The sequence below is a fragment of the Adhaeretor mobilis genome (assembly GCF_007741515.1).
GTDB lineage: Bacteria > Planctomycetota > Planctomycetia > Pirellulales > Lacipirellulaceae > Adhaeretor > Adhaeretor mobilis.
Window position 1 is genome coordinate 3,920,245 of the sequence record NZ_CP036263.1, and the last position, 22,111, is coordinate 3,942,355.

Below are 22,111 nucleotides of genomic sequence, written 5' to 3' on the forward strand. Positions count from 1 at the left end.
GATTTGCGGTAGGACTACGAAAAACCCCTCGCAGGCATAGAGCTTGCGAGGGGTCGGATGCGAAATTTCGGTCTCTTGCTTCGTAACTGTACGGGCTGCTAGTGGCAGTCTTTGCAGTCCTTGAAGTCGAGAAACCACCAACCGTCGTCCCATTCGAGTGTCACCTTGCGCCAGCCCAGCGGGACCTGCGGATAAGGATAGAACGGGCCGATGTAGGGCCAAGCGGAAGCAGAGTACTGCTTGGGATACGTCAGGGCCGCGTAGTTAGGGTTGGCAGCATAACTTGGCCAAGCGTAGTCGGGCATCTGTGGGTTTTCGTAATTCGTCTGGCCGCCACCAGGCATCGGTCCCATGGTGGTTTGACCCATTGGGGCTCCGCCCATTCCGCCACCGGGGGGGCAGTACTGGACAGGCTGAACTCCGCCCCCAGCACGGCTGGCAAACGGACGAGGCATGTTGTTGCGTGGTGCCGCTTGGCGAGCCTGCATTGGGAGTGCTTGTGGCATGCCTACCGACTGCATCGCGGAGGTAGGCTGGATGTTGCTAGCTTGTTGGTGCTCAACAGTGTTCTCAGGGCTGCCGTTTCCTTGTCCGGTGATCTTCAAACGGTTGACCACTTTTTCGACACCGGCACAGCGTATTGCTAGCTGTTCTGCAGTGGCTTTCTGCCGCGCGTCGGTCACGTTGCCTAGCAACCAGGCAACGCCATCCTGGTACTTCACGCCAACGCGAAAGTCTTCAAGCTGGCCGCTTCCCTTGATTGTTTCTGCAATCTTCTGTGCTGAGTTGCGATCTGCATCGGCATCGGCAACTGCCGGCGCGGCAACACACGCGAGTGTGGCAACCATCGCAAGGCTGAAAAATAGTTTTCGCATCATCCCCTCCAAGATAGGTCGAGCCACGTGTTTTTTCGGTCGCGAATCCCCTCGCAGCCGACGTGCACTCGTGTGCATGGCATAGTTTCGCGAAAAGACATGAGTCGTTCCGCAGGCAGTCGCAGCTCAGGCAGTTTGGACAATTGATCGTCCGCGTCGCGCAAGCAGGAACTACTCAGAAGAAAGGTTTCGGCAATCGAGAGTAGCGAGAAGGAGTATTTTTCCGATTTTGACGATGATTCTGCTCTGGATCGTAAACTGCGCAGTTTAGGAATCCTGCCAGGCAGCAATCAGTCGGTCGCGAATCGTTCCACACCGCCGAATTCGACCAGCACGGCAACGATCATTAGCCCCAAAGTTACGGCAGAAACCGTCCACAAGGGCCAACAGAATACGTGCCCTGCAAGTGTCGCTAGAGCGATGACTGCGAGCTTGAAGAGAAAGAACACCTGGCCCAAGGTTTCCAAACGGGAACCATTCGAAGCCCGAACTCCCCAAGCAGCAACCAGCCCCAGAGCATGGACAAGGAGCCAGAGAAGTTGCAGAGCGAGTTCAGATTGCATGCTGGGCCGTAACAGAAAAGCAGGAAGAAGAAACACGAAATCACGCGGGGCTGCGGATCGTAGTGCAGCGATCAGCGTCAGTCAATCTGAATATCGATCCTTCTGATTCTGGCACGCTAGCCAGCTAGTTATCTTATTCTCGATGCTGGTTTCAAGCTGAGCCTACTTCATGACTTTCTTCAGCTCAGTCTCCAGTTCGGCTGCTTGCACGCTGCGATTGGAAACCTTTCCATTGGCGTCGACAACCATCATGAGCGGTAAGATGTTCACGCCCATCTCATTCGCCAATCGGCTATCGAAGCCGCCCGATTCGTAGACTTGGGGCCACTTCAGCGGGTTTGATTTCAAGTACTGCTCGACTTCCTGACGTGTGTAGTCAAGATTCACGCCGATTACCTCAAAGTTCTTGCCGCCAAACTTGCCGTACAAGTCCTTCAATACGGCATGCTCCGCCTTGCAAGACTTGTAGCTACTGATCCAGTACTGGATGACGACCGGCTTACCTCGGAACATCTTCAAATCGATATCTCTACCATCGACGGTTTTCCCCTTCAGCGAAATTGCCTTCCCTTCGGACGTGAGACGAGTCATTGCCCCCTTGGCTTTACGAGCCTGTTGGCTGTTGGGGAAATTCTTGGCGAGCTGGTCGTACCACTCAAGAGACTCCTCCGTCTCACCGGAAATCTCGCTTGCCATGGCCAGTTGCAAGAGTGCCTCGGCGGCGTGTTCGCTGGAGCCGTGCTTGTCGACAAAGGCTTCCAACTGCTTTAGCCAGGCAGAGTGCACCTTGGAGTAGTCTGCTTTCGGTGCTGCCAATGCCGCACCATAGTCTGCCTGCATACTGCGGAAGATGAAGTACGTTTGGATGTTTTTCGAGGCTTTTTCCTTGGCGAGATGATCGACCCAGCGCTTTAGACGGTCCGCTCCCTCGGGGTAGTTGCGATCTTGTACTGAGGCGCTAAGCATGTCTGCCAATTGACGCAGCCACTGCTCCTTCTCTTCGCCAGGCGATGATTTCGCTACAAGTTCCTCAAGCACATCAGCCCTTTCAGCGATGAGCTTCTTCAAGCTCGTAGGCGAAGCGTTCCCCATGGCGACATCTAGTTTCTCCATTTTGACAAGGATTGCTTGCACTTCATCGCTAGCAGCCTCTCCTCCGCCAGCCATTTGTTGCGCTGCTCCGCCTCCGCCGGTATCAAAGAAGATCGGTGCGGCAGCCTGCTGTGTAGACCCTATGGTTGGGCCGTCGATCAACTTCCACGAATCGTTCACGCGAACCATCGTACCGAGCTGCAGCTGCTCGTGCTTCTGGCCGTCGGAAACCATGGCCCATACGTTCTCATAGACCAGCAAGTCGCCTTTCAGCCCTAAGGTTCCGGCAGGCACCATGCCGGGGCGCATCCCACCGAAGTCGCTGAATGTGCTTTGTTTGCCCACGTCACCTGATTGGACCAGTGCCTTGAAAGCCCCCGCAGAGGAGCTGGCTCGTTTGCGAATGCGGTTTGCTAGCGTTTTTGACATACCCAGTTCTTTGAGGTCCGCCTCGGTAATGAGCAATCGTGCGAACCGGGCTGGGTTTCTGCTGCGGGCCGCTTCGACCGCTTCCTCAGCGACTTCTTCTGGAGAAATGAGCTTCCAGGAATCGATGTTGCCGTCTTCATTCCTGTCGGATCCCCAACGAGAACCGGCCGTCTGGAACCAGCGATACTGGTCTGCTTTGCCGTTAAAATCGCCGTCAATGTCTCGGTAGACCTCCAGGCCATCGAGGAAGTAGCTCCAAGCATCCACGACATTATCGCCGTTGGTGTCGGCAAATTGACGCAATACGTTGCCATTGGGCCCACGGACAACCCAGGCAGTCATGCCGTTGATTTTCTCTGCCTTGATAGCACACTTCTCGATGTCGGAACTTTCCGGAGTATCGTAATCCACCTGGTTTTGCACGGGCTTGAGCTTCAGGGCATCTGCCACCGAAGGGGCAGCTTGAGCGATACCCGCACAAAGGGCGAGCATGCCCAGAGCCACAGTTAGCTGGCAAACCGGTCGGCGGAGTATTCCAACCGCGTGAATAGTAGTCGCATTCATATTATATCTCGTTCCCTGAATTCTCTATTTCCCAGCAAGAAGGCTTTTCTTCCCGGAAGAAAACCGTTTGCCGCCATTAAGGTGTTGAACCTCTCTTTATAGCGGTCCACGTCGAACCGGGGCTAGTCCGATCCGCTCCTGTTAGCGTCAATCCCGCAGCAGGACGTGAAATCCCCTCGGCAAACTCCGCCCAGCTTGTGAGGCTTTGCGTCACCTGAGCCGGAGGCACGTTCGCTACTAGGAAAATCTGTAGGTAGCTCCTACCCGAGACCTGAAGCATCCCTGGAGGTGCGATAGGCGAACTCTCGGCTCGGAAATATTTCCACCAGAGAGTTATGAGCTACACTTTGACAACAGGGCCTTTGACAGCAGAGCAAGGCTGCTTACAATATGTGGCCCGTGTGAGAGAGACGGCCTTGGCCGTCAAGCACGGGCGTGTAGCTCAGTTGGTTAGAGCGCAGCCCTGATAAGGCTGAGGTCCCAAGTTCGAATCTTGGCACGCCCACTATTTACGCTATTAGCTGTTGGCGATTGGCTATTAGTTTGCATTTAACGGCGAAAGCCTTGTGGTAAGGTCACACCACCTGTAGATTGCCACCCTCAGTAGTTGATAGCTAACAGCCAATGGCCAATAGCTAGCAGCCAATTGGGGCCGTAGCTCAACTGGGAGAGCGCCGGCTTTGCAAGCCGGAGGTTAGGGGTTCGATCCCCCTCGGCTCCACTTTGGATTTTAGCCTGCAATCATAGGCTTTTCTGCTACCTGCCGATGTCGGCAGTGCGGCGTTTTCCGCCGAGCGCAAAGCGGTACATACCGGTTTGGCTCCTCTCATGGAGAACGCCCCTATGCCGAAACTCTCAAACTCCCTCCCCAAGTACCGTAAGCACCGCGGTAGCGGACAGGCCGTAGTCACTCTATCTGGGCGAGATTACTATCTAGGCCCGCACGGCACCAAAACTAGCAAGCTAGAGTACGACCGCCTGATTGCCGAATGGCTCTCCTCTGGTCGTTCGCCCGCCTTCGGAACTTCGCAGGACGACCTCTCTATCGCTGAGCTACTCGCGGCCTATCTCCGCTATGCAAAGGACTACTACGGGACTGGCCCCAAGAGTGAGTATTTCCACATGAGGCGTCTGGCTCAACTGATAGCCCGACTCTTCGGACGAACTTCTGCTGCTGAATTCGGCCCGCTTCGCTTCAAGGCAGTTCGAGATGAATTGGTCAGTGGAGGGATCTCGCGGACCTACGCGAACTCATCCATGCGGAGAGTTGCCCGAATTTTCAAATGGGGGGCCGCTGAGGGGATCTTGCCACCAAGCGTCCCACAATCTCTAGCAATGGTCCCTGGCTTGCGGAAGGGAAGAAGTGAAGCCCGAGAAACGGCTCCTGTTGGACCAGTTTCCCCTGAAGTCGTAGAAGCCACCTTAGCTGAGCTTCCAGAGACCATCGCTGACATGGTCCAGCTGCAACTCCTGACCGCTGCCAGGCCCAAGGAACTATGTGACCTCCGCCCCTGTGATCTCGACCGGTCTGGAGAGGTCTGGGTCTACAGACCAGCTTCGCACAAGACCGAACATCATGGGCGAGATCGGACGGTACTCATTGGGCCTCAAGGGCAGGGCATTCTGCTCAAGTATCTGGCCCGCGATCCTGAAACTTGCTGCTTTCGGCCCTGCGATAGTGAGGCTAAGCGGCTGGCTGCTGCTCATGCTTCCCGAGTCACTCCGTTATCGTGCGGAAACCGACCGGGTAGTAAAGCGAAGCGAAGAGGCAAACGTAAGCTGCTGAAACAGCCAGGGGAACGCTACTCAACAGATGCCTACCGGCGAGCAATCCACAGAGCCTGTGATCGAGCATTCCCGCACCCAGAATTTAGCCAGAACCCAACAAATCAACTCACTACCGATGAGCTTGCAGAGCTTAAAGAATGGCAAGCCGCACATCGATGGTCGCCAAATCGTTTGCGTCATACAGCCGCCACGGAGATTCGACGAGAGTTTGGCTTAGAGGCTGCTCAAGTAATCCTTGGCCACAGCGCTGCGGATGTTACGCAGATCTATGCGGAACGTGATCTAGCGAAGGGTTTGGATGTCGCACGAAAAATAGGATGAGGGTCTACACCACATCGAGACTCTACCACTACACCACTAGCCTCTCAGACCTTGCGAGTACTCACGTGAACCAAACTCAGCTCGAATATGACTGCCGCAACAAGCTTGTTGAAGCATTCCATCAAATCGACGGATACCTTGTCATCATTGCAGAGCATCAAGAGTTTCTCGCCTACTCGCTTGAGAAACGCACAGACCTTTCGGTAAAAGGCAGTCTATTCGGTGACTTTGTTGGGATGTTGCGCTCACAAGAGAAGCATGATGAAGCGAAAGCTTTCGGTGAGCTAGTTAACGAAGTTCGCTTGGGACATCATTCTGTGCTTGAAGCGTTAGACGGGATGCCCAGCATCCTGGAAAAGAAATTATCGTCGCTAGCTGGAAAACCCTGGCGAGCTATGGTGCTGGCAGACGCAATCTATCGCATTGCGATCTGGGGGGAGTGCGATCCACACGAGGACTGGTCTGCCATTCGCCGTAACCTCTATCTGTATCAGCGTGATTTAGATGCCGTATTAGCTGATCCATTGGCTGACGGTCCGTTAGATATCGGCCAGTGGGTTCTAAACGGAGAGTTGCTTGAGGCAGAGATGGCCAACGCGTGCTGGAAAATGACTAAATTCCTATGGGATCAGCCCAACAAGCGTTCCAGCTTCGACGACCTAAAGCGGCCGGTCTACGACGATCCGGATCACGTTGCCGATGAAAGCGCCTATGGCTCACTCCGCAGAAAGGCTAACCGCTATTTTTCAGTCAACGGAGTACCTTGGCGGGTGTCACTGAAACAGAACTTCGTACTGTTGAAGCCTCTAGATTCCTAGAAAAAGATCTCCGCAATTGAAAAAAGCCCGCGTTTGGCCCGCGTTTGGCCCGCCCAGATTGCGACACTTTGCAACAGATGGTCCAGATTTCCACTGATCCACTGACTGCGAGGTTTCATAGTGATCCAAGACGAAAAGCTATTCCCTCTCCCCACGGCCTACGAGAAGGCCACAGGGATACGCCCCCATCCCGCCACCTGCCATCGCCACAAAACCTGTGGCATCAAGGGCGTAAGGCTCGAAACGATCAAATGCGGCGGTCGTCGTTTCACCAGCGTCGAGGCGGTCCAGCGTTTCAACGCTGAGATAACCGCAGCCGCTGATGGAGGGCTACCCAAGCCACGCACTGAGCGGCAGCGTGTAACCGCCATCGAAAGAGCGGAACGCGAGCTAGCAAGCGAGAACCTCTAAGCAACTACCGGTCAGGCTCCCATCGCTTCAAACACTGAGGCGATGCGTGCCTGCTCGTTAGTCGAGCCGACCTGGGTCAAAGTCTCTACGGTCGTTAAACCTTGAGCCTGAGTACCTAGACGGACCAGTTGCCGTCTCTAAAATCACGCCGCCTGAGGGCTGGGCTTCTCGCTGTGGTCGTTAAGAGCGATGAGCTGCTATCAGTCGTGTTTCCGATCAGAAAGCCGGGATCACATCCGGTGAAGACTAAGGCCAGGACGGGTTCAGTACTATAAATCGCTTGCACTGCCCACCGCCGCAACAAGCGCCTGAGGAGCTGCCGTCCGCACTTAGCGCGGAGACCAACTACGTGCCGACTTGATGGACCCTCAACAAAGGGGCCCCCTCAGGGAAGGCGGGTGATATGCGCTGGCTCTAGGTTATTCGATGAGTCTATGAAACTAGGCCAGGTGGCCCTGGGTGTTGCCACCCAGGGCTCCCACAGACCCGTACGTGCCCACATTAGAGCATACGGTTCCTCTCATGTTGGATTCGCCATACAGCTAAACGCTGCATGCCCGGAATGCTATCCTGAGCCGTGTCGTTAATACGTAATTCCAAGTTCGAAGCCTCGGACGTATTTCCCGACCCAGGGTCCAACATCAGGCACCCCCTTTCGGTTTTGCCTTCCCTCCACCGGGTCCTGCGGGACCAGTTCCCCGGCTTCATCAGTACTATGCGGGTGCTACGACATCCTACCGCCATCTCGCCGCACTTCGTTTCCTTCGCTTAGCGATACCTCGGCTGCACTCGTTATTTTCGTTCTCTGGCAGACGAGTGCACTGCCAGAGCCTGGAGTTGGTAACCCGGTAGCTCCAGCCGGGAATTGCCGAGGAGCAAAAAAGTAGGACTCTCCCAAGTTCCTGGGAAACCTCAGTTATCCGTTTGCACATGTTCCAAACCGACTCCGGCAGGACTGCTTGCGTCAAACCATTACGACGCAGCAGCGTGGCCCTTGGTATGCAAAAAGCAAAGGCTCCCACGAAAGGCCTTTCGAAGCTCAATAGCATGGCTTTCGGATTCGCTGTGTACGCTTCGTGGAGTGAGTTACCTCAGTACCACGCAACACTCGCTTCCAGTTGCTGGTCAAGCTAAACTGGACGGGATTCTCACCCGCAAGGCTTCGATAAAAGGTTTCAAAGTTGTAATCTACATCTTATTCCCCTTTCCCAAGCTTTGCTTGACGCAATCGCATCAGCTTTGCAATCTCATGCTTACGCTCCGCGCCTCAAAGAAATCATTGTCGGATTGCGTGCGAGGACGCCCGCCCAAACGTCGAAACATTTTTACGCAACTCCACTAGGAGGAGCGTCTTGGAGCGCAAGCTGAAATTGCTAAGTCGCACGGCTGAGGAACTCCTCGTGCAATTCGATCACTAGCTCGAAAGCCCAAGATGATTCAGCCTCTGGCAGGTATTAATTTGCGGAACTTGCAGCGGGCTTCGAACTTAACTGGCCCAATTAGCGACCAAGTATGATTGGCTACTCAAATTACAGATGGCTGACGTTGGCAAAACTTTGCTGTCATCAGAATTGCCCTATCCGCCTCCTGCATACTTCTAGTGGCAGTTGGGATGTCATCGAAGTGACAGCAAGCCTACCCCCTCGGCTAGCCAGCAGGGCAATCGCATCTAATTACGCTTGAATACTCGTGAGAATGGCTTGCAGTGTTTGGTTATTCCAACCTGCGCGGAGTCGTTTACCGCGCAGGCTTTCTTTGAGCGTAGTGTCTCGCTTGAGAATGGAGAGCGCCAAGCGACGCATTCCGGCAGCGATTTCTTGGCCGTTGCCTTTCCGAAGACGGCTTTGATCTTCTGAAAAAGTTACATCCAGCGACCAATGCAGTGAGTTCTCCACGCTCCAATGGTTACGAACATGTCCTGCTAGGGACCTGACCTTGGGGGGCAGGCTGCTGATGAAAAAGGAAGTCTCTTCGCTCAGCTTCTCTCCCGATTTACGATAGCGAAAAACCATGCCAACCGAGCGAAGGTCACGCCACTGCTCAGACAGTTTTGGGGGCGCGGGAGCGACGTAATACTCGCGACGCTCATCGCGGCCGTGATTCTTCTCCACCGTGACATGCCGACGCACGCCACGATAATCCTGATCGCCGTAGTCAATGAACAACTGGAGCAGTTGCTCATGCATCTTTTTTTGATTGCCTTTCACTTGCAAAACGTAATCAGCACCCGCTAGGCGAATCTTCTCAGCAGTTTGCTTCTGGCAATGCATCGCGTCGAGCGTGATGACTGCTCCTTCGATGGCCAGTATCTCCAAAAGCCGTGGTACGGCAGTGATTTCGTTGGACTTTTGCTCCGTCGCGAGTTGTCCGAGCGAGAGATGAAGATCACTGGCCCACGCGTTGACCAGGTGCAAGGCTCCTGTGCCGGACGCTTGGTCGAAAGACCGGCGAAGTGTCATGCCGTCGATAGCCACGGTCTGGCCTTGCAGATCGAGTTGCAGGCTGGCAACCCAGTTCGCTAGGCAGTGGTAGAATTCTTTGGTGTCCAGCAGCGAGAATACGCGACCCAACGTGTCGTGCGAGGGAATGCCATGCTCCAGAGGCAACCAGGTGCGGAACCAGTCGATCTTCTCGTTGCCAAATCGCTCGACATCGGCCCACGAGTCGGCTCCACAGATTGCGCCGCACAAGGCGATAGCCACGATGTCGCTGAGCCGATGTCGCTTGGTCCGTTCCATGCGAGGATCGGTAAGTTCCTCGAAGTGTGTAAGAATGACAGGGGATTTTGTAATCGCCATACGTCGACCTCCGTGCTAGAAATGCTATCGGCGGTTAGATTCCGACCCAACCGCTGAAATGACTTCTACGCAGAGATCGATGTATTCGGTCATTTAGATGCGATTGCCCTGGGCTAGCCAGCCATCGTTTCTTGGGAGTGGTCAAGAACATTTCACGGCTCTCTATCCGGCGTCGGAGAAATCATTCGAAGCGTCTAAATGCAAGCTGCAAAAAAAACCAGCTCTCGTCTATTCCGTTAGTTTTGCGGTCCCTGGCTTGCAGGCGAGGACAGTTAGGTGTTCAACATCTCTTGGCGATATCGTAATTTCGTTTGCAGCAGAGGGAATCAAGAAGCAAGAGCCCTGCTTTAGATCAATGGATTCGTCTTGAACGGTGACTGTTCCCTTACCTTCGGCTACAACGCAGAGGTGAAGGCTGTCATCCTTCGTGAGCCTCGACAAATCTCGACAAGTCCACCGGTCTATCTCAAAACAATCAGTGTGATTGGGGCCAATTAAAGACTCAACAGAATGCGTGGGGCACTCATGAAGCATGGTGGGCACGATTCTGCATTTCTCGGCAATCTCTTCAGCCGAGTAGTTTGTGTGATCAAAAATTGTCATTGCAAACGCGGGGTCCCTTCCCATGAAGCGACCTTCTGGTGGAACTACAATTCCTTCTCTCTCAAACTCGCAGCGCACTACAAGATCGGAAGGTTCCATCACTTCCAACACGAGTAGCCCCTCCCCGATAGCGTGTGGAACTCCGCCTGGCACCAACCAGACTTCACCTGCTTTAACGGGAATTCTCTCAAAACAAGCGTCCATGGCAGGGATATCCTGCTCGAAGACAATTCGGTTCCAGTTTTTAATGTCCTTGAGATTTTGAAAACCAAGTCGCAGGTGCCCTTCGCAGTCATCTCTGACACTGAGAATCACGTAGGTTTCCAGTTTTCCCCAGCGCGAACCCAAGTGTGCTTGTGCGAACTGAGATGTGGGATGCGCTTGCACGTGTAAGCGCATCGAAGCGTCCAATAGCTTTGCCAGGAAGCCTAGTTGCGAGCCCAATTCTTGGTAATGCGCTTTACCTAGATAATGTTCTGGAAATTGCTCAAAGAGGTCCCTTAACAGCAGGGTTTCTCCGTCATGTGTCGTAACGTGTGCCAGTCCTTCATTTTCGATCTCTGGCATCCCCGGGTTACGTGCCAGGATTGTGGAAGCAATCCAGTCTTCAGGGCAGTCCGTGTCACTTGGATTCGGATTGCCTGCGAATTCATCGAGTTGCAATCCTCCTTTGTAACTGCGACGTACTCGGTTGGGCGGCAATTCTATGATCATTCGTTTCATTCGATTATATCCCACACTAGTATCTGGCTCTGCCAGCCCTGTAGGGATGTCTTGATGACATCTCCTCCCGGAATCGTAATCCCAGTGACTAAGTCGCTTACAGTTGTCTCAGCGGGAACATTGTGTAGGACAACATCTTCATTATCACCGCACATATTCAAGACATAGACCAGGTGTTTGCCTCCGGACCTATGGAACCAGACTGAGACATTGTCTGATTTGCTGGCCCAGGGAGAATCTGCTGCGACAGTCAACACTTGCTCAAGAAAGAATTCTTGCTCTGCTGCCGTGATGTGCTTCTCCATCCCCAGCCCCATGAAATCGGCAAAGTAGAATGCTTTTCCTTTACCGTAATTGTGTGCAATTACCATAGGTCGGCCGTCAAGACTTCGACCCAGCACTTCAGCATCGGGCGCAGGCTTAATAATTTGAGACATGAACGAACCGTTTTTCTTTTCGTTGAGAAACTCGAATTCAACAGGCCCATCGACGTCCATCTCATTGAATCCAAACACCTCTGAAAGAATCTTGCCGGGGACACCTTCGGCTGGCACAACGCCGTCATCATCGACTGTTCCGCATCGACAGTCTGCTATTAGTACTCCACCTGCACTGACATAATCAGCAAGCTGTTGTTGCTGTTTCGTGCTCAGGCTTATAAGCGAAGGCAGCACCAAGATCGGAGCTTGTAGGTCATCATCCGAAAGGTCCTTTATTTCCGTAAAAGTTGTCGGGATCGCAGATGACCAAAAGAGGCGATACCATCCGGTCATAGTTTTAGGGTGAAAGCTTGGTGCCCACTCGCCGATGGGTTTTGGTCTGCTGAGGAACGAATCAAAGAAGAGACGCGAGCGGTAACTTGAAACAACTTTCACCGCAGGCGAAACAGGTAGAGCGTTCTTGAAAAGCTCACTATTGTCATTTAGGACGGTAGCGATTGTTTTCATCGCTTCCGCTCTCGCTCCAGGAGTGCCATCAATATGGGTGACTCCTCTGCCTGTTGACTGATAGCCGTGCAAGAATGGGCGCCATCGCCAAAGCTGGAGCCCTCTGGCTCCCGAACCAAAACCTGACCAAACCCACGAGTAGAGCCGCTCAGGAGTTACTTCGGAACCTGGGCTTAATGGAGACGTGGTATGAGTTTGAATCTCATTGATGTAAAAGTCCTTTTCAGCCTTTGCCGCAGCACTGGCGGAAAGGCTGAAATACATCGAGAGATTCCATGGCAAATATAGCTTTTGGCCCCATGATTTGGGATAAAAAGTCGCACCATAGATATCGCATGTCTTGGCGAGATCGAACTCGTCCGAGTTCTTTTCCGTAAGATTGGGTGAAAGCAATGCGTCTGGCAATCCGTCCACAATCACAGGGTGGTTGGTGTCAAACTCTTTAGCGTAGTCTACGTACCGTTTGCAGATGGCTGACAGGTTCTCGCTGCGAAAGCGTTCATACTCCACACCGGGAAGCATGCTGCTCCAAAGACTATATCCTGCATTCCGATCATCAGGGTCTATTTGAGAGAAGTCACGATATCTTCTGTGCCAGCGATAGTTTAGGTTCTCTATCGATTCATACTTTTCTTTGAGCCATTGTCGGTAAAGCTCGGTTGTCCATGGATCGTCCGTGGATAACCTGGCTTCATTAAAAACGTCCCATGCGAGTACCGCGGGGTGATCCTTTAAAGAATTGATTGCTAGTCCGAAGAATTCATAGACACATTGATCCACTTCTGGGTGATTCGGGTTTGCCCAAAAGCAGTTCTTGGGGTGCAAGGCAAGCATTTCGGGTTTCATCAAGCAGTCCGGCATATACTCCTGGCTCTGATTTTGGCCGATCAACTGCATGATCGCTGTGAGTGATCGCTCTTGGCACAAGTCGAGCAACTTGAGTGTGTCATCAAAAACAAATTCGTCAGGTTGTTTTGCGAGCCATGAATTTGCCAACGGCCAAACCGTGATCGTCTCGAACCCTAGGTCCTGTATGTTATCCAGATCCCGTGCGATCTCTCGAAAACTTCTGCCTTGCTCAAGAATGTAAACGGTCCCAAAGACAATATCACCCATGTAAATCTTCCCTTATAGCTCAATTTTGATCTCTTGTTTTGTAGACATAATTAGCCCTTAGACCTTACACGCAGAACCGACGGTAAAGTTCTACTCGGGTGTGGTGGAGCTTTCTCAACCCTCACCACTTCTATCTATCTCCACCTTATTGCTGGCTCCAGGACTGTTGTCCTACCGCATTTCGCACTTCCGCCAAGAATTTTTCCATAAGGGTGTACGGACCATAAGGCGTGCCTTCGAAAGGAAGCGTCTTGATCGGCAGATCTGATGATGTCTCACAAACCGATTCTCATCACTCTACCTAGGAGTTACGGCTGGCTCTTATCAAACTATTCAGCGGGATTCATTTGAGAATGCCTCTAAAATCGACGGAGAAATGCTGATAGACCGTATCCGAAGTACTATTCTCATAAATCCAGTCCTTATAGTCTGCTTGCGTATTTTGGAAGCGAGCCTTTAGAATAGCGCTGCCGAATCCTGGAGAATTCAGGGCGCTTTTCCAAACTTGGGAACGCGCTGTTGAGCTAAGGGATGATAGAACGCTCTCGCGACTGGCAGGGTCTTCATTGTTAAGTACGCGAGTACAGATCCAGGCAGAGAATTCTCTATCGTTTACAGCTGTCTTGAATTCGTCGCTATCCATTAGTTCGAGTAAGACCTGGAATCTGCTTAGTTCTCCAGTTGTGATCTTATTGAGGAAGGTGCCAAGAAGCTGTTTGCTCTCTCCTTGGTCGACAAGTAGTTGAACCAAGAGGGCTGCCACGAAATCGGAGTCGGAAATCCTTGCTACAAATTCAGGGCTGTTTATAGCAGCGGCCAAGACAGAAGATACTTCTGTGTTCTGAAAATTTGCCAGGAGAACGTTCAACTCTTTTTCTGTTGGATTCTTACCTAGAAAGAGTCGGTAGACATCTCTTTGGCAGACAATCTTTGCGAGTGCTTCATGATGAGCCATGTAAGACTCAGTGAGGCTACCGTCCTTTTCGACCATGTAATGATTATTAGTTGGATAGTTAGGTATGATGCACCAGTACAGCGTAAAAGGACATCCCCAACTTGCTGCCGCATTAATACACTTGGTTGTCTCCGCGCCCTTTTTTCGGCCATATTCGCCGACGAAAACCGCCTTTTCAAAGGGCCATTCTCCAGTGAATTGCGCGTGGTCTTCAATAAACTGGAGGTGCTTATGCAATCGACCTGGCAACTCTTTTGTCTGGTTTGTTCCGTTCCACGCTGAGTAAGAGACGGCATCCACTTTTATGTTGGGCAAGACGGCGTTGACTAGACGTGCATCCCCATTGTCTGGAATGTCGTCCATCGCATTCTCAAAGTGATTGACTTCGACGTAGTGATAGACATGAACTCCTTTCGCGTCGGGCAATGAATTTCTAGCGTCTTCAATTGCTTTTTGGCGGTTTGCGAACCAGGCACGCATGGCTTCAATCTTTTCTTGGCTAGGTTCAAACGCTCTTTTATTTTCCTTGCCTTTGTTTTGTGGCAGATGCTCTTGATCTGCCAAGAGAACCCAGTCCCCTTCCCAATTGCCAATAAGAAAACTTCGTCCGGTATTCTGGTACTTTTCAATGAGATACCTGGTGAAATCATAGAGCTCTCTGTACTCAACCTTGGCCTCGGCTTTCGAATAACCGTCGCCCAGATTGATCCCGGCAGCCTTGCCGGTATAAATACCCGTCTGGTCGTTGTTCAGGCCAGCCACAGGAAATGCCCAAATCATTGTGTATCTAAACGGCATGTCCAGGATTTTTCGAAAGGATTCCACATTCTTGGCGCGATCGACCAAAGAGTGAACCGGTTCGCTATGCGGAGGACCTTCCTCGGTGTGAACGTCAGTTCCAGCGTACTTGTTCTTGTACGGCCTGAGCATGAACTTGAAGGTATCGCTGCCTAAGGCAAGCTGGTATTCCGCTTCCTGAATAACCCAGGCTTTCTCTGGATCCATGGTATATATTGCCGTAGATCCCTGGCCCCCGATGCGCGTACTGTATTCGGGGAACTCTACATCACCTGAAACGGTAAGGAGTCTTTCCACCGCACCGCACTCAAGCACTGGGAGCGTTGACGTGCAAGTGAGAACGAGTAGTAAGAATCGACAGCGCTGCAACATTTGTTTCTTCTCTTTCTGTAAATGAGCCCGATGTTCTTGTCTAACTGCCAATAGACAGAGCGACAAAGAAGAGCCCAACAATCCCGAAGGCTGTCAGGACAGAGAGCAGGAATCCGATAGCATCTACTTTGCTCCATTTGCAAAATTCCCAATTCGATTTCGGAAACAATTTTAGGTGATCAAAACGATTCGGCGTTGAGTATGATTTCTCCAAATTCTCTTGATCAGCCTCGTGGTCAGGCAATACTTCTGTTTTCATCTTGACGTAAAACCGATCGATCAATTGCTGATCGTCAGAAGGAGTAACCAGAGCTACGACCACAAATATTCCGAATGGCACAAGTATCCGAAGCACGATTCGCAGCGTTTCGTTGAAAGCATAGGAATTGGCAGACAGATCACAACCAAGCTTGTCGAGAACCACGAGGCCTAGATTTAGCAATCCATGGCCCTCAAGGACCGCTTCCTCATTCGATTGGACTCCTCGTGACCAAAATATGCTCTTTTGTGGCAACTGATAGACTTTGGTGAATCTCTTTCCAAGTTCTATTGGCTCTGGGCGAGGTCCGTTTCCTTTCCCTTCTGCTTTCAACTCGTCCCAGTGGGCGATCTCTGCCTCTCTGGCTTCAATATCCATTTCATGTGCTACGTACGATCTTGAGATTGGCGCTGGGTTCGTGTGGGCAGCAAGATAAGGGTTGGAACTAATCGCTGGATCAATAATAGGTAGTAGAAGTGGCACGACGAAGAATATACTGCAAGTCACAAAGATGGATGCCCACGCTGCCTTGCAGTTTGCCTTGCGCCAAATCATTCCCATCCAAAAACTGGCTGCAAAGATAGAGTTGATTTCCCAGCTTAGTTTTAGCTGTTCAAAGATGCTTGAGCATGTAATCGCTACATAGCCGCCACCTATCACCACTCCAGCACCGAAGATTCTTCCCGCCCATACGTAGTGCATTTCTGAGAAATTGGGAAATAATGGACGGTAGACGTTCTGAGTGATGAGGCCTGCACTTGCAATCATTTGGAAATCCGCACTACTCATGAGCGCCGCCATGAGGCAGGCTATCATGAGCCCCACCAATCCTAATCCAGGCGGCCCCAAAAGATCCAATACGGCATGCCCATAGATTAAGTCGGGGTCTCGTATCGTTTTGCCGTAGAGGAGGACTGCTGCCAACGCAAACATGCCCCAAAGCACAGCACACAGCCGTTTCATGTAGAGACCTACAGTGAATCCAAAACGAGCTGAATACTCGTCTTTGGCAGATCCCGAGCTGACCAACTGATTGGCCAAGACTCCAAAGTTAATTGAGATCATGAATGTCAGTGCGATAATGTAATACCACGTAAAATCGATCGATGTAGGCGATCCTAATATCTCGAAGTAGGATTCCGGCAGACGCTCGTGCATGGTTCTTAGGGCGTCGAACACGCCCTCGCCACCGTAGATCGTGTTTATCTTCGCCCATGCGAAGGGAAGTAACATGATGGACAGAGCCAGGATGAACATACCCTGAATCAGGTCGGTAATGAAAGCAGCTTCTAGACCGCCCGCAGAAGCGTAGAGCAAGACAAGTGCACATACGAAACAAATGAGTGCTTCCCTGCTGATATGAGAAAACACTTTTCGAGGGTTGAGCATACGCAGGTTTGCTAGCTGGTCACGTTGTTCCATGCTCAAGCTAGTGAAATCTGATTGCTCTAGTGATTCCAACTCAAGAGCCTTGTTGTACTCTACTTTCTCTACTTCTGTTAAACGCTCTACGGATTTGGGAGTGAGTGCGACGACAGTCTTTCCCATAGCGTTGAATCCAAGTGAGATCATTACCATGAAGCCCAGGCAGCTCACGATCGCATAAGTACCACTCATGAGCTTTGAACCAAAGCGGTCTTCAAAGTAGTCTCCCATAGTCAGCAGGCGAAGTCGTCGGTACCACACACTAGTAAACCAGTAGAGTGGTGTTCCGAATACGTAATTCAAGGAACTCCAAATGCCTGACGCGCCATTTGCCGCTGTGGTCGTGGTAGCACTAACGGAAGAAGATGTGTTAACGGATTGGCCAAAAGCCGCGAACACCAAGACTAGCTTGCCAAATCGCCTTCCCCCCAGGAAAAAGTCTTCCTTATTCTTGATGCGTCGCATTGCCCAAAGCCCAACGAGTAGGACCGCAATGAAATAGGCAGTGATAACGACGATATCTATTGTGGGAAGACCAAACAACTTTTATTTCCTTACTGAACCTTCAGCATCAGCGCGAGTCGACGGCGCGAATCGCATGATCACATCACTCAAGACAAATCGTCCATTGAATGAAAACAAGTTGCCATCGCCTAACGATAGAGTGGGACTGCCACCATCCCCAAGGCTAGCAAGAGGATTGCAGACGGCTCAGGCACGATCTGCGAGTGTGTTAACGACGAGGGGACAAAACCGTAGTACGTTTCCCAGTCCGTCAATTCAGTATGACTCAGTCCATCTCCTTGCCAAACAAGAAAGTCGAATCCGTCAACGTCACCGTCGAGATCAAAGTCTCCTGGTTGCGTCGTGCTGTCGAGAAATAGCAGTAATTGTGGTCCGCTATTGCCGGCACGCTCTTTGGATGCGATTTGTAGAGAACCGAGACTATCGTCAACGTCTTCACCATCCCAACGTACTTCGCGTGCTACGAGCAACGAAATCAGTTGATCTCCGTGATCGACAAGAAACTCCGTTATATCCAACTGTAAAAGGTCTTCCGAGGAGCTAGAAGTGAGATGGCCTAGGAAGGAAGCTGAGGAACCGATGCCCTCAACGAAATTGTCCTCAATCCCATTCACAGTTCCACTAGACGATTCCAAGTTCGGAGCCGTATTCCAGGTGATCGAGTCTTCATCCCAAGTGTCGTCCATGATGCCATAGACGTGTGATATGACTCCGTTACTACTGATCGCGTCCTCTCCAGTCACTTGAAGTATTGCCTGGTCAATCAAGCTTGTGTCCGTCGCGCCAAGGTCGAACTTCATGAAACTGACGTTTCGGGCTCCAGCGTTTGTTGGATGGTTCTTCACAATGAGATTGTCGCTAGTGCCGAAATTGGAATTCGCGTTGGATCCTGCTTTCACCATGGCGTCATCCGTCGCCCCAAAGACGACCTGCTGCCGCGGGGCACCATCCGGAATTGTGATGAGCCACGTACTCTCCGACGGTTGATCAAGCGAGAGAAGACCCGAGGCAGGAACAGTCAGTAGATGAGCCACTTCACCATGCAGATTTCCGCTTACCTCCTCGACCACAACAGTTGTTCCCGGCATTATGTTCCAAGCGTTCAAGTCGATATCGAGCGTTGTAGATCCACTGGCATTTCCGTTGTTGGCGAGCAAATAATACCGTGCCGCCTCCGCATCATGAGAGGCGGAAAGATCGAGCTCTCCTGCACCAGAACCTGAAGGGCTTGGCGTCCCAAGTAGTGACTTGGCGCCCTTAAACCCCTTCGCAACGAGCCGCGTAACACCTGCCCCTTTTGTTGCGCCACCGACATTATGTGGAGCGTTGTTGTTATCGACGTAATGAGTCCCGTTCTTCTTGATGGTTTCGCCGCCCTGATTGTCCGTTTGGCCAAATTTGAAGACATACATCTCATCGGGTTGGTTATTCAGGTAATTCGTAAAGATTGCCCCAAGCTCCTGTAGCTTTGAGGGAGAGTCTAGCGTCTCACTCATGCCGGCAAAAACCGCTGCACTGTGTACGTTGAGCTCGCCCACCACAATGGGAATGGTGTCCTGGCCCCCGTTGACGTCAATCACGTCTTCCCTGACATCCACAAGCTTGTCACCCGCCTCAGAACCCGTCTTGTTGTAGAGGTGAAAAGTGTACTTTTGCCAAACTTCGTTATTCGGATCAGGGTTGCCGAACAAGTCGGAGTACCTATTGTCTATGACGAGCTCACCCCAGCCAGTAACATCATTGCGGGGTTCGCCGCCAGGTACTGCTTTCACCTTGTTGCCGTTCGAATTTACTGGGGAATGCACTTCTGCAGAGAGCGTTTTGCCAAACATCTGGTTGACATCGGCAAGGGCTGAATTGATTGCGTCCGAAGCCAGTTGCAGACGCTCTAGATACTCCGCTTGGCTCATGTTGATGTTTTCCGACAGATCGGGCTCGTTGTACATTTGATAGCGCTGAACATCATAGTGTCGTCCCATATGAAACGCTTGGGCATAGAAATGCTGCCAGTGCTCCCAGCGATCCTCATAGCCGGTCTGCGTCCCCGTCGCAGCAAAAGGATAAGAGTTTACGCCGCGATGCATTGTGGCCAAGATCTCGATGTCATTAGCCCGCAAACGCTCCATCGCATAGTCCAGATTGACAATATTTCCGGTCGTTGGACTGTTCGCGAACTTGTCTTCGAAGTAGTTCCAGTTGATATACGAAGGGTTCAGTGGATCGGCACGCAAGCTTGCTCGTCGGGCAAGGAACGATGACTCGTCAGTCACGCCGTCTCCCCAAGGCCCACTATCATCATCACCAGGTGGTTCAACTATATTGGGAGTAGACCAGAGACGTGCTCCGTTGACACCCGAATACTGCCACCAGGACTCTGTGTTACTGCCGAACGCAAAGTGGGCAACGTTGTAGCCTATGGTTTTGGGAGTAGAACCAACCACACTCGCAGAAAGCAGAACTTCGGCAGCTTGAGCCGTCGTTGGAGCAATGCTATGTAAGCAGTGGGCGATAAGACTTACAGAAACAATGGCAACGATACGCACTTCAATATTCCTAAGTGAAATCATAAAGCAACCGCCGCGATGCCATACATGTTGTAGCCGGGCAGTATGCTGACACCGTTTCGCATGACCCTCTTCTTGGGTTTCTTGACCGGCCCCAAAGTAATGCTCAACGGGCTAACCACCTCGCGCTTCCAAATTGAGAACAGGGTATCTATGCTTTTTCCGGGACCATCGTCTAAAGCGAGGTCCATTCGGTACGGATTTACACCTTCGTCTAGCCCGATGTCTCGCCCCGTGTCAACATAATCCTTAGAAATCCATTCTGGAACAACTTCGTCGTCGCTGAGAAACAGGTACACAGTAGCAGGCCGCTCCAGAGTCAGCACGACTTCTAGATCTGCGATGAATTTGTCTTCGTTAAACGGCATTACGTAGTCAGCGCCAATAAGGTCCTTAGGGATTCCCGTTGCATCGATTCCGTTCCACTGATGCAAACGGTCTACGAACGCTTGGCTGTCTTCCCTCAGGCCAGATCGTACAATATGATAGTAGTTTCTCATCTCCAATCGTTCTTCACTTATGTTGTCGTAGACAGTGGATACTACAGAATGCTGAATATTAACGGGCGGCAACTGACGAACTTGTGGAAGCTTTATACTGTCGATGGAAAAGAGACGTGAAGACATTCCAAATTGATCAATTCGGAGTCCTTCACCCTGAGTGAGTCGATTCTTCTTAGCGCGAAGCGGGACCCCCGCTTTCCCAGTCGGACTTCCGTATTCCAGATCAACCTCTCCTTCGAATACCGCGATTGATGTCTCGCCGGTTTCCTCAACTTCTACCCCAAAAGCAGTTCCCAAATCAGTCACGCGTGCTACTGAGGTCTCGATCACGAAACCCTTGCCGCGCTCACCAACTCTTGCCGTAATTCGACCATACTTGGTTGATATTTCCCCCGCCCCTTGTATCGTCATTTGGCATGGAGCAATCGCAATCGCCTCGACCCCCGAGTCAAACACTATTTCAGCGCTGCCCTCAAGAAGGCGAAGCTCCTGGCCAATCTTCAGTCGAGTCAAGTCCGAAAGATCTCCGCTGGTGGCGTCGCACACTATGTCAGCGCCATGGACCAATGTGGCTACTTCGGTCGCACTGCTGTCACGCACCGCATGCAGAATGTTTTGACCGCCTTGCACTGTGTGGGCGATGCCATCAGTCGTATCGGAGTCGTGAACCTGGCCATACCAGAATAGCCCTGATAGGAGTAGCATCGCAGCGGTGGCCAAAAACAAAAGCTGCTTGCCGGGGAAGAGTAGGCCTTTCAGGGAATACCTTTCTCCAGAGTGTTTAGTTGCGGGTTGAGAGGAATCAGGTGGGATGCCATCCAGAGTAGCATCGTGGGTGGGCGGTGCAAGTCTGGAGGCAATGCGATACGATTCTTGCATGTATTGCATATACACACGACGGGCCTCAGCATCGCCAGTGACAAGTTTGTGAAGAGCTTGCGCGTTAGCACCTTGCGCATCTTCCTCTAACTGGCAGGTCACCAGTTCGTGGATTCTATCATGCAATTCACTTCGATGGTCAGTCATGCACGTCCTTCCTTCTGGAGACGCAATTCAATGCACCTTCGTAAATCGCTGCGTATTCTCTGAACTGCCTTGTAGATAACGCCTACACTGCAGTTCATAACCGAAGCGATATCCTGAACCTCTTTGTGAGGGGTATAGAATTGACCTATAATACGACGTTTACGGTCGCTTAGTTGTTGTAGGCATTCATCAAGCGCTTTGAGTCGATCTTGATTCTCAGAGGATGCAACATACGTCTGCTCGACTGCTATATCATCAATAAAAGACTGGTCGAACACTAGTTTGTTACGCCCAGCTTTGGTTCTCCAAGTGAGTATTTCGTAGTAAGCTACGCGGATCGCCCATGCCACAAAATTCGATTCTGGTTCGAACTTCTCAAACTCTAACCAAAGGCGAACGCAGGTCTCTTGCCATATCTCATCGGCATCGCCCCAATTGACAACATTCGCGAAGATGTAGCTCTGGATCTCACGCTGATGGCTGGCTACTAGTCTCGCGAATTCTTCGTGTTGCTCACTGAGCGCCATAGATATCCCCTGATCCTTCTAAAGTCATTTGGGTTTCTGTGCCGTCGTCTCCAAAATCTATACTTAGGTTCGACAGACGCTACACCTAACCACTCATAATAGATCAGGA

Annotated in this window: 14 protein-coding genes and 2 tRNA genes; 5 read left to right on the top strand and 11 right to left on the bottom strand. The window is 51.6% G+C overall.

Annotated elements, in window-relative coordinates:
- Positions 1-98 precede the first annotated feature (98 nt).
- The 3 genes from HG15A2_RS15430 to HG15A2_RS15440 all read right to left on the bottom strand — a co-directional run bounded on the left by HG15A2_RS15430 (position 99) and on the right by HG15A2_RS15440 (position 3,523).
- On the bottom strand, positions 99-902 hold the full coding sequence (locus tag HG15A2_RS15430) for a BON domain-containing protein (protein ID WP_218932001.1): 804 nt from the start codon (positions 900-902) through the stop codon (positions 99-101).
- Positions 903-1,165: 263 nt separating this feature from the next.
- Positions 1,166-1,438 (bottom strand): hypothetical protein, encoded by a 273-nt coding sequence (locus HG15A2_RS15435; protein ID WP_145061079.1) that lies wholly within the window; start codon positions 1,436-1,438, stop codon positions 1,166-1,168.
- Positions 1,439-1,600: 162 nt separating this feature from the next.
- On the bottom strand, positions 1,601-3,523 hold the full coding sequence (locus HG15A2_RS15440; RefSeq protein WP_145061080.1) for a thioredoxin-like domain-containing protein: 1,923 nt from the start codon (positions 3,521-3,523) through the stop codon (positions 1,601-1,603).
- Positions 3,524-3,954: 431 nt separating this feature from the next.
- On the opposite strand from HG15A2_RS15440, the gene HG15A2_RS15445 reads away from it, so the two are divergent.
- The 5 genes from HG15A2_RS15445 (at position 3,955) to HG15A2_RS15465 (ending at position 6,861) form a co-directional block, all read left to right on the top strand.
- A tRNA-Ile gene (locus tag HG15A2_RS15445) sits at positions 3,955-4,028 on the top strand.
- Between the two features lie 143 nt (positions 4,029-4,171).
- A tRNA-Ala gene (locus HG15A2_RS15450) sits at positions 4,172-4,244 on the top strand.
- A 122-nt stretch (positions 4,245-4,366) separates the two neighbouring features.
- Complete coding sequence (locus HG15A2_RS15455; RefSeq protein ID WP_145061081.1) at positions 4,367-5,632, top strand: tyrosine-type recombinase/integrase; 1,266 nt, start codon at positions 4,367-4,369, stop codon at positions 5,630-5,632.
- Between the two features lie 65 nt (positions 5,633-5,697).
- Positions 5,698-6,450 carry a hypothetical protein gene (locus tag HG15A2_RS15460; RefSeq protein ID WP_145061082.1) on the top strand — a complete coding sequence of 251 codons (753 nt, stop codon included), beginning with the start codon at positions 5,698-5,700 and terminating at the stop codon, positions 6,448-6,450.
- 120 nt (positions 6,451-6,570) lie between these two features.
- Positions 6,571-6,861 carry a DUF1580 domain-containing protein gene (locus HG15A2_RS15465; RefSeq protein WP_218932002.1) on the top strand — a complete coding sequence of 97 codons (291 nt, stop codon included), beginning with the start codon at positions 6,571-6,573 and terminating at the stop codon, positions 6,859-6,861.
- 1,673 nt (positions 6,862-8,534) lie between these two features.
- Here the strand turns inward: HG15A2_RS15465 and HG15A2_RS15470 are convergent.
- The 8 genes from HG15A2_RS15470 to HG15A2_RS15505 all read right to left on the bottom strand — a co-directional run bounded on the left by HG15A2_RS15470 (position 8,535) and on the right by HG15A2_RS15505 (position 22,002).
- Positions 8,535-9,659: an ISAs1 family transposase gene (locus HG15A2_RS15470; RefSeq protein ID WP_145061084.1), complete on the bottom strand. Its 1,125-nt coding sequence runs from the start codon at positions 9,657-9,659 to the stop codon at positions 8,535-8,537.
- A gap of 228 nt (positions 9,660-9,887) precedes the next feature.
- Entirely contained in the window at positions 9,888-10,985 is a 1,098-nt protein-coding gene (locus HG15A2_RS15475) for a class I mannose-6-phosphate isomerase (RefSeq protein ID WP_145061085.1), read from the bottom strand.
- Positions 10,982-13,048, bottom strand: coding sequence for a beta-galactosidase (locus HG15A2_RS15480; RefSeq protein ID WP_145061086.1), 2,067 nt, complete (start codon positions 13,046-13,048; stop codon positions 10,982-10,984). The genes HG15A2_RS15475 and HG15A2_RS15480 overlap by 4 nt, the downstream gene beginning before the upstream one ends.
- Before the next feature lie 343 nt (positions 13,049-13,391).
- On the bottom strand, positions 13,392-15,008 hold the full coding sequence (locus HG15A2_RS15485; RefSeq protein ID WP_218932003.1) for a DUF4214 domain-containing protein: 1,617 nt from the start codon (positions 15,006-15,008) through the stop codon (positions 13,392-13,394).
- 205 nt (positions 15,009-15,213) lie between these two features.
- On the bottom strand, positions 15,214-17,322 hold the full coding sequence (locus HG15A2_RS15490; protein ID WP_246117973.1) for a sodium:solute symporter family protein: 2,109 nt from the start codon (positions 17,320-17,322) through the stop codon (positions 15,214-15,216).
- 188 nt (positions 17,323-17,510) lie between these two features.
- Positions 17,511-19,925, bottom strand: a complete 2,415-nt coding sequence (locus HG15A2_RS15495; RefSeq protein WP_218932004.1) for a CBM96 family carbohydrate-binding protein — start codon at positions 19,923-19,925, stop codon at positions 17,511-17,513.
- Between the two features lie 20 nt (positions 19,926-19,945).
- Positions 19,946-21,475, bottom strand: a complete 1,530-nt coding sequence (locus HG15A2_RS15500) for a FecR domain-containing protein (RefSeq protein ID WP_145061090.1) — start codon at positions 21,473-21,475, stop codon at positions 19,946-19,948.
- Positions 21,472-22,002 (bottom strand): sigma-70 family RNA polymerase sigma factor, encoded by a 531-nt coding sequence (locus HG15A2_RS15505; RefSeq protein WP_145061091.1) that lies wholly within the window; start codon positions 22,000-22,002, stop codon positions 21,472-21,474. Before HG15A2_RS15505 ends, HG15A2_RS15500 begins: the two co-directional genes overlap by 4 nt.
- Positions 22,003-22,111 lie beyond the last annotated feature (109 nt).

Excerpts from the sequence above, each read along its gene's own strand:
- HG15A2_RS15435 (WP_145061079.1), bottom strand. The coding sequence starts at position 1,438 with ATGCAATCTGAACTCGCTCTGCAACTTCTCTGGCTCCTTGTCCATGCT.
- HG15A2_RS15440 (WP_145061080.1), bottom strand. The coding sequence starts at position 3,523 with ATGAATGCGACTACTATTCACGCGGTTGGAATACTCCGCCGACCGGTT.
- HG15A2_RS15455 (WP_145061081.1), top strand. The coding sequence starts at position 4,367 with ATGCCGAAACTCTCAAACTCCCTCCCCAAGTACCGTAAGCACCGCGGT.
- HG15A2_RS15470 (WP_145061084.1), bottom strand. The coding sequence starts at position 9,659 with ATGGCGATTACAAAATCCCCTGTCATTCTTACACACTTCGAGGAACTT.
- HG15A2_RS15475 (WP_145061085.1), bottom strand. The coding sequence starts at position 10,985 with ATGAAACGAATGATCATAGAATTGCCGCCCAACCGAGTACGTCGCAGT.
- HG15A2_RS15480 (WP_145061086.1), bottom strand. The coding sequence starts at position 13,048 with ATGGGTGATATTGTCTTTGGGACCGTTTACATTCTTGAGCAAGGCAGA.
- HG15A2_RS15485 (WP_218932003.1), bottom strand. The coding sequence starts at position 15,008 with ATGGATCCAGAGAAAGCCTGGGTTATTCAGGAAGCGGAATACCAGCTT.
- HG15A2_RS15490 (WP_246117973.1), bottom strand. The coding sequence starts at position 17,322 with ATGCGACGCATCAAGAATAAGGAAGACTTTTTCCTGGGGGGAAGGCGA.
- HG15A2_RS15500 (WP_145061090.1), bottom strand. The coding sequence starts at position 21,475 with ATGACTGACCATCGAAGTGAATTGCATGATAGAATCCACGAACTGGTG.
- HG15A2_RS15505 (WP_145061091.1), bottom strand. The coding sequence starts at position 22,002 with ATGGCGCTCAGTGAGCAACACGAAGAATTCGCGAGACTAGTAGCCAGC.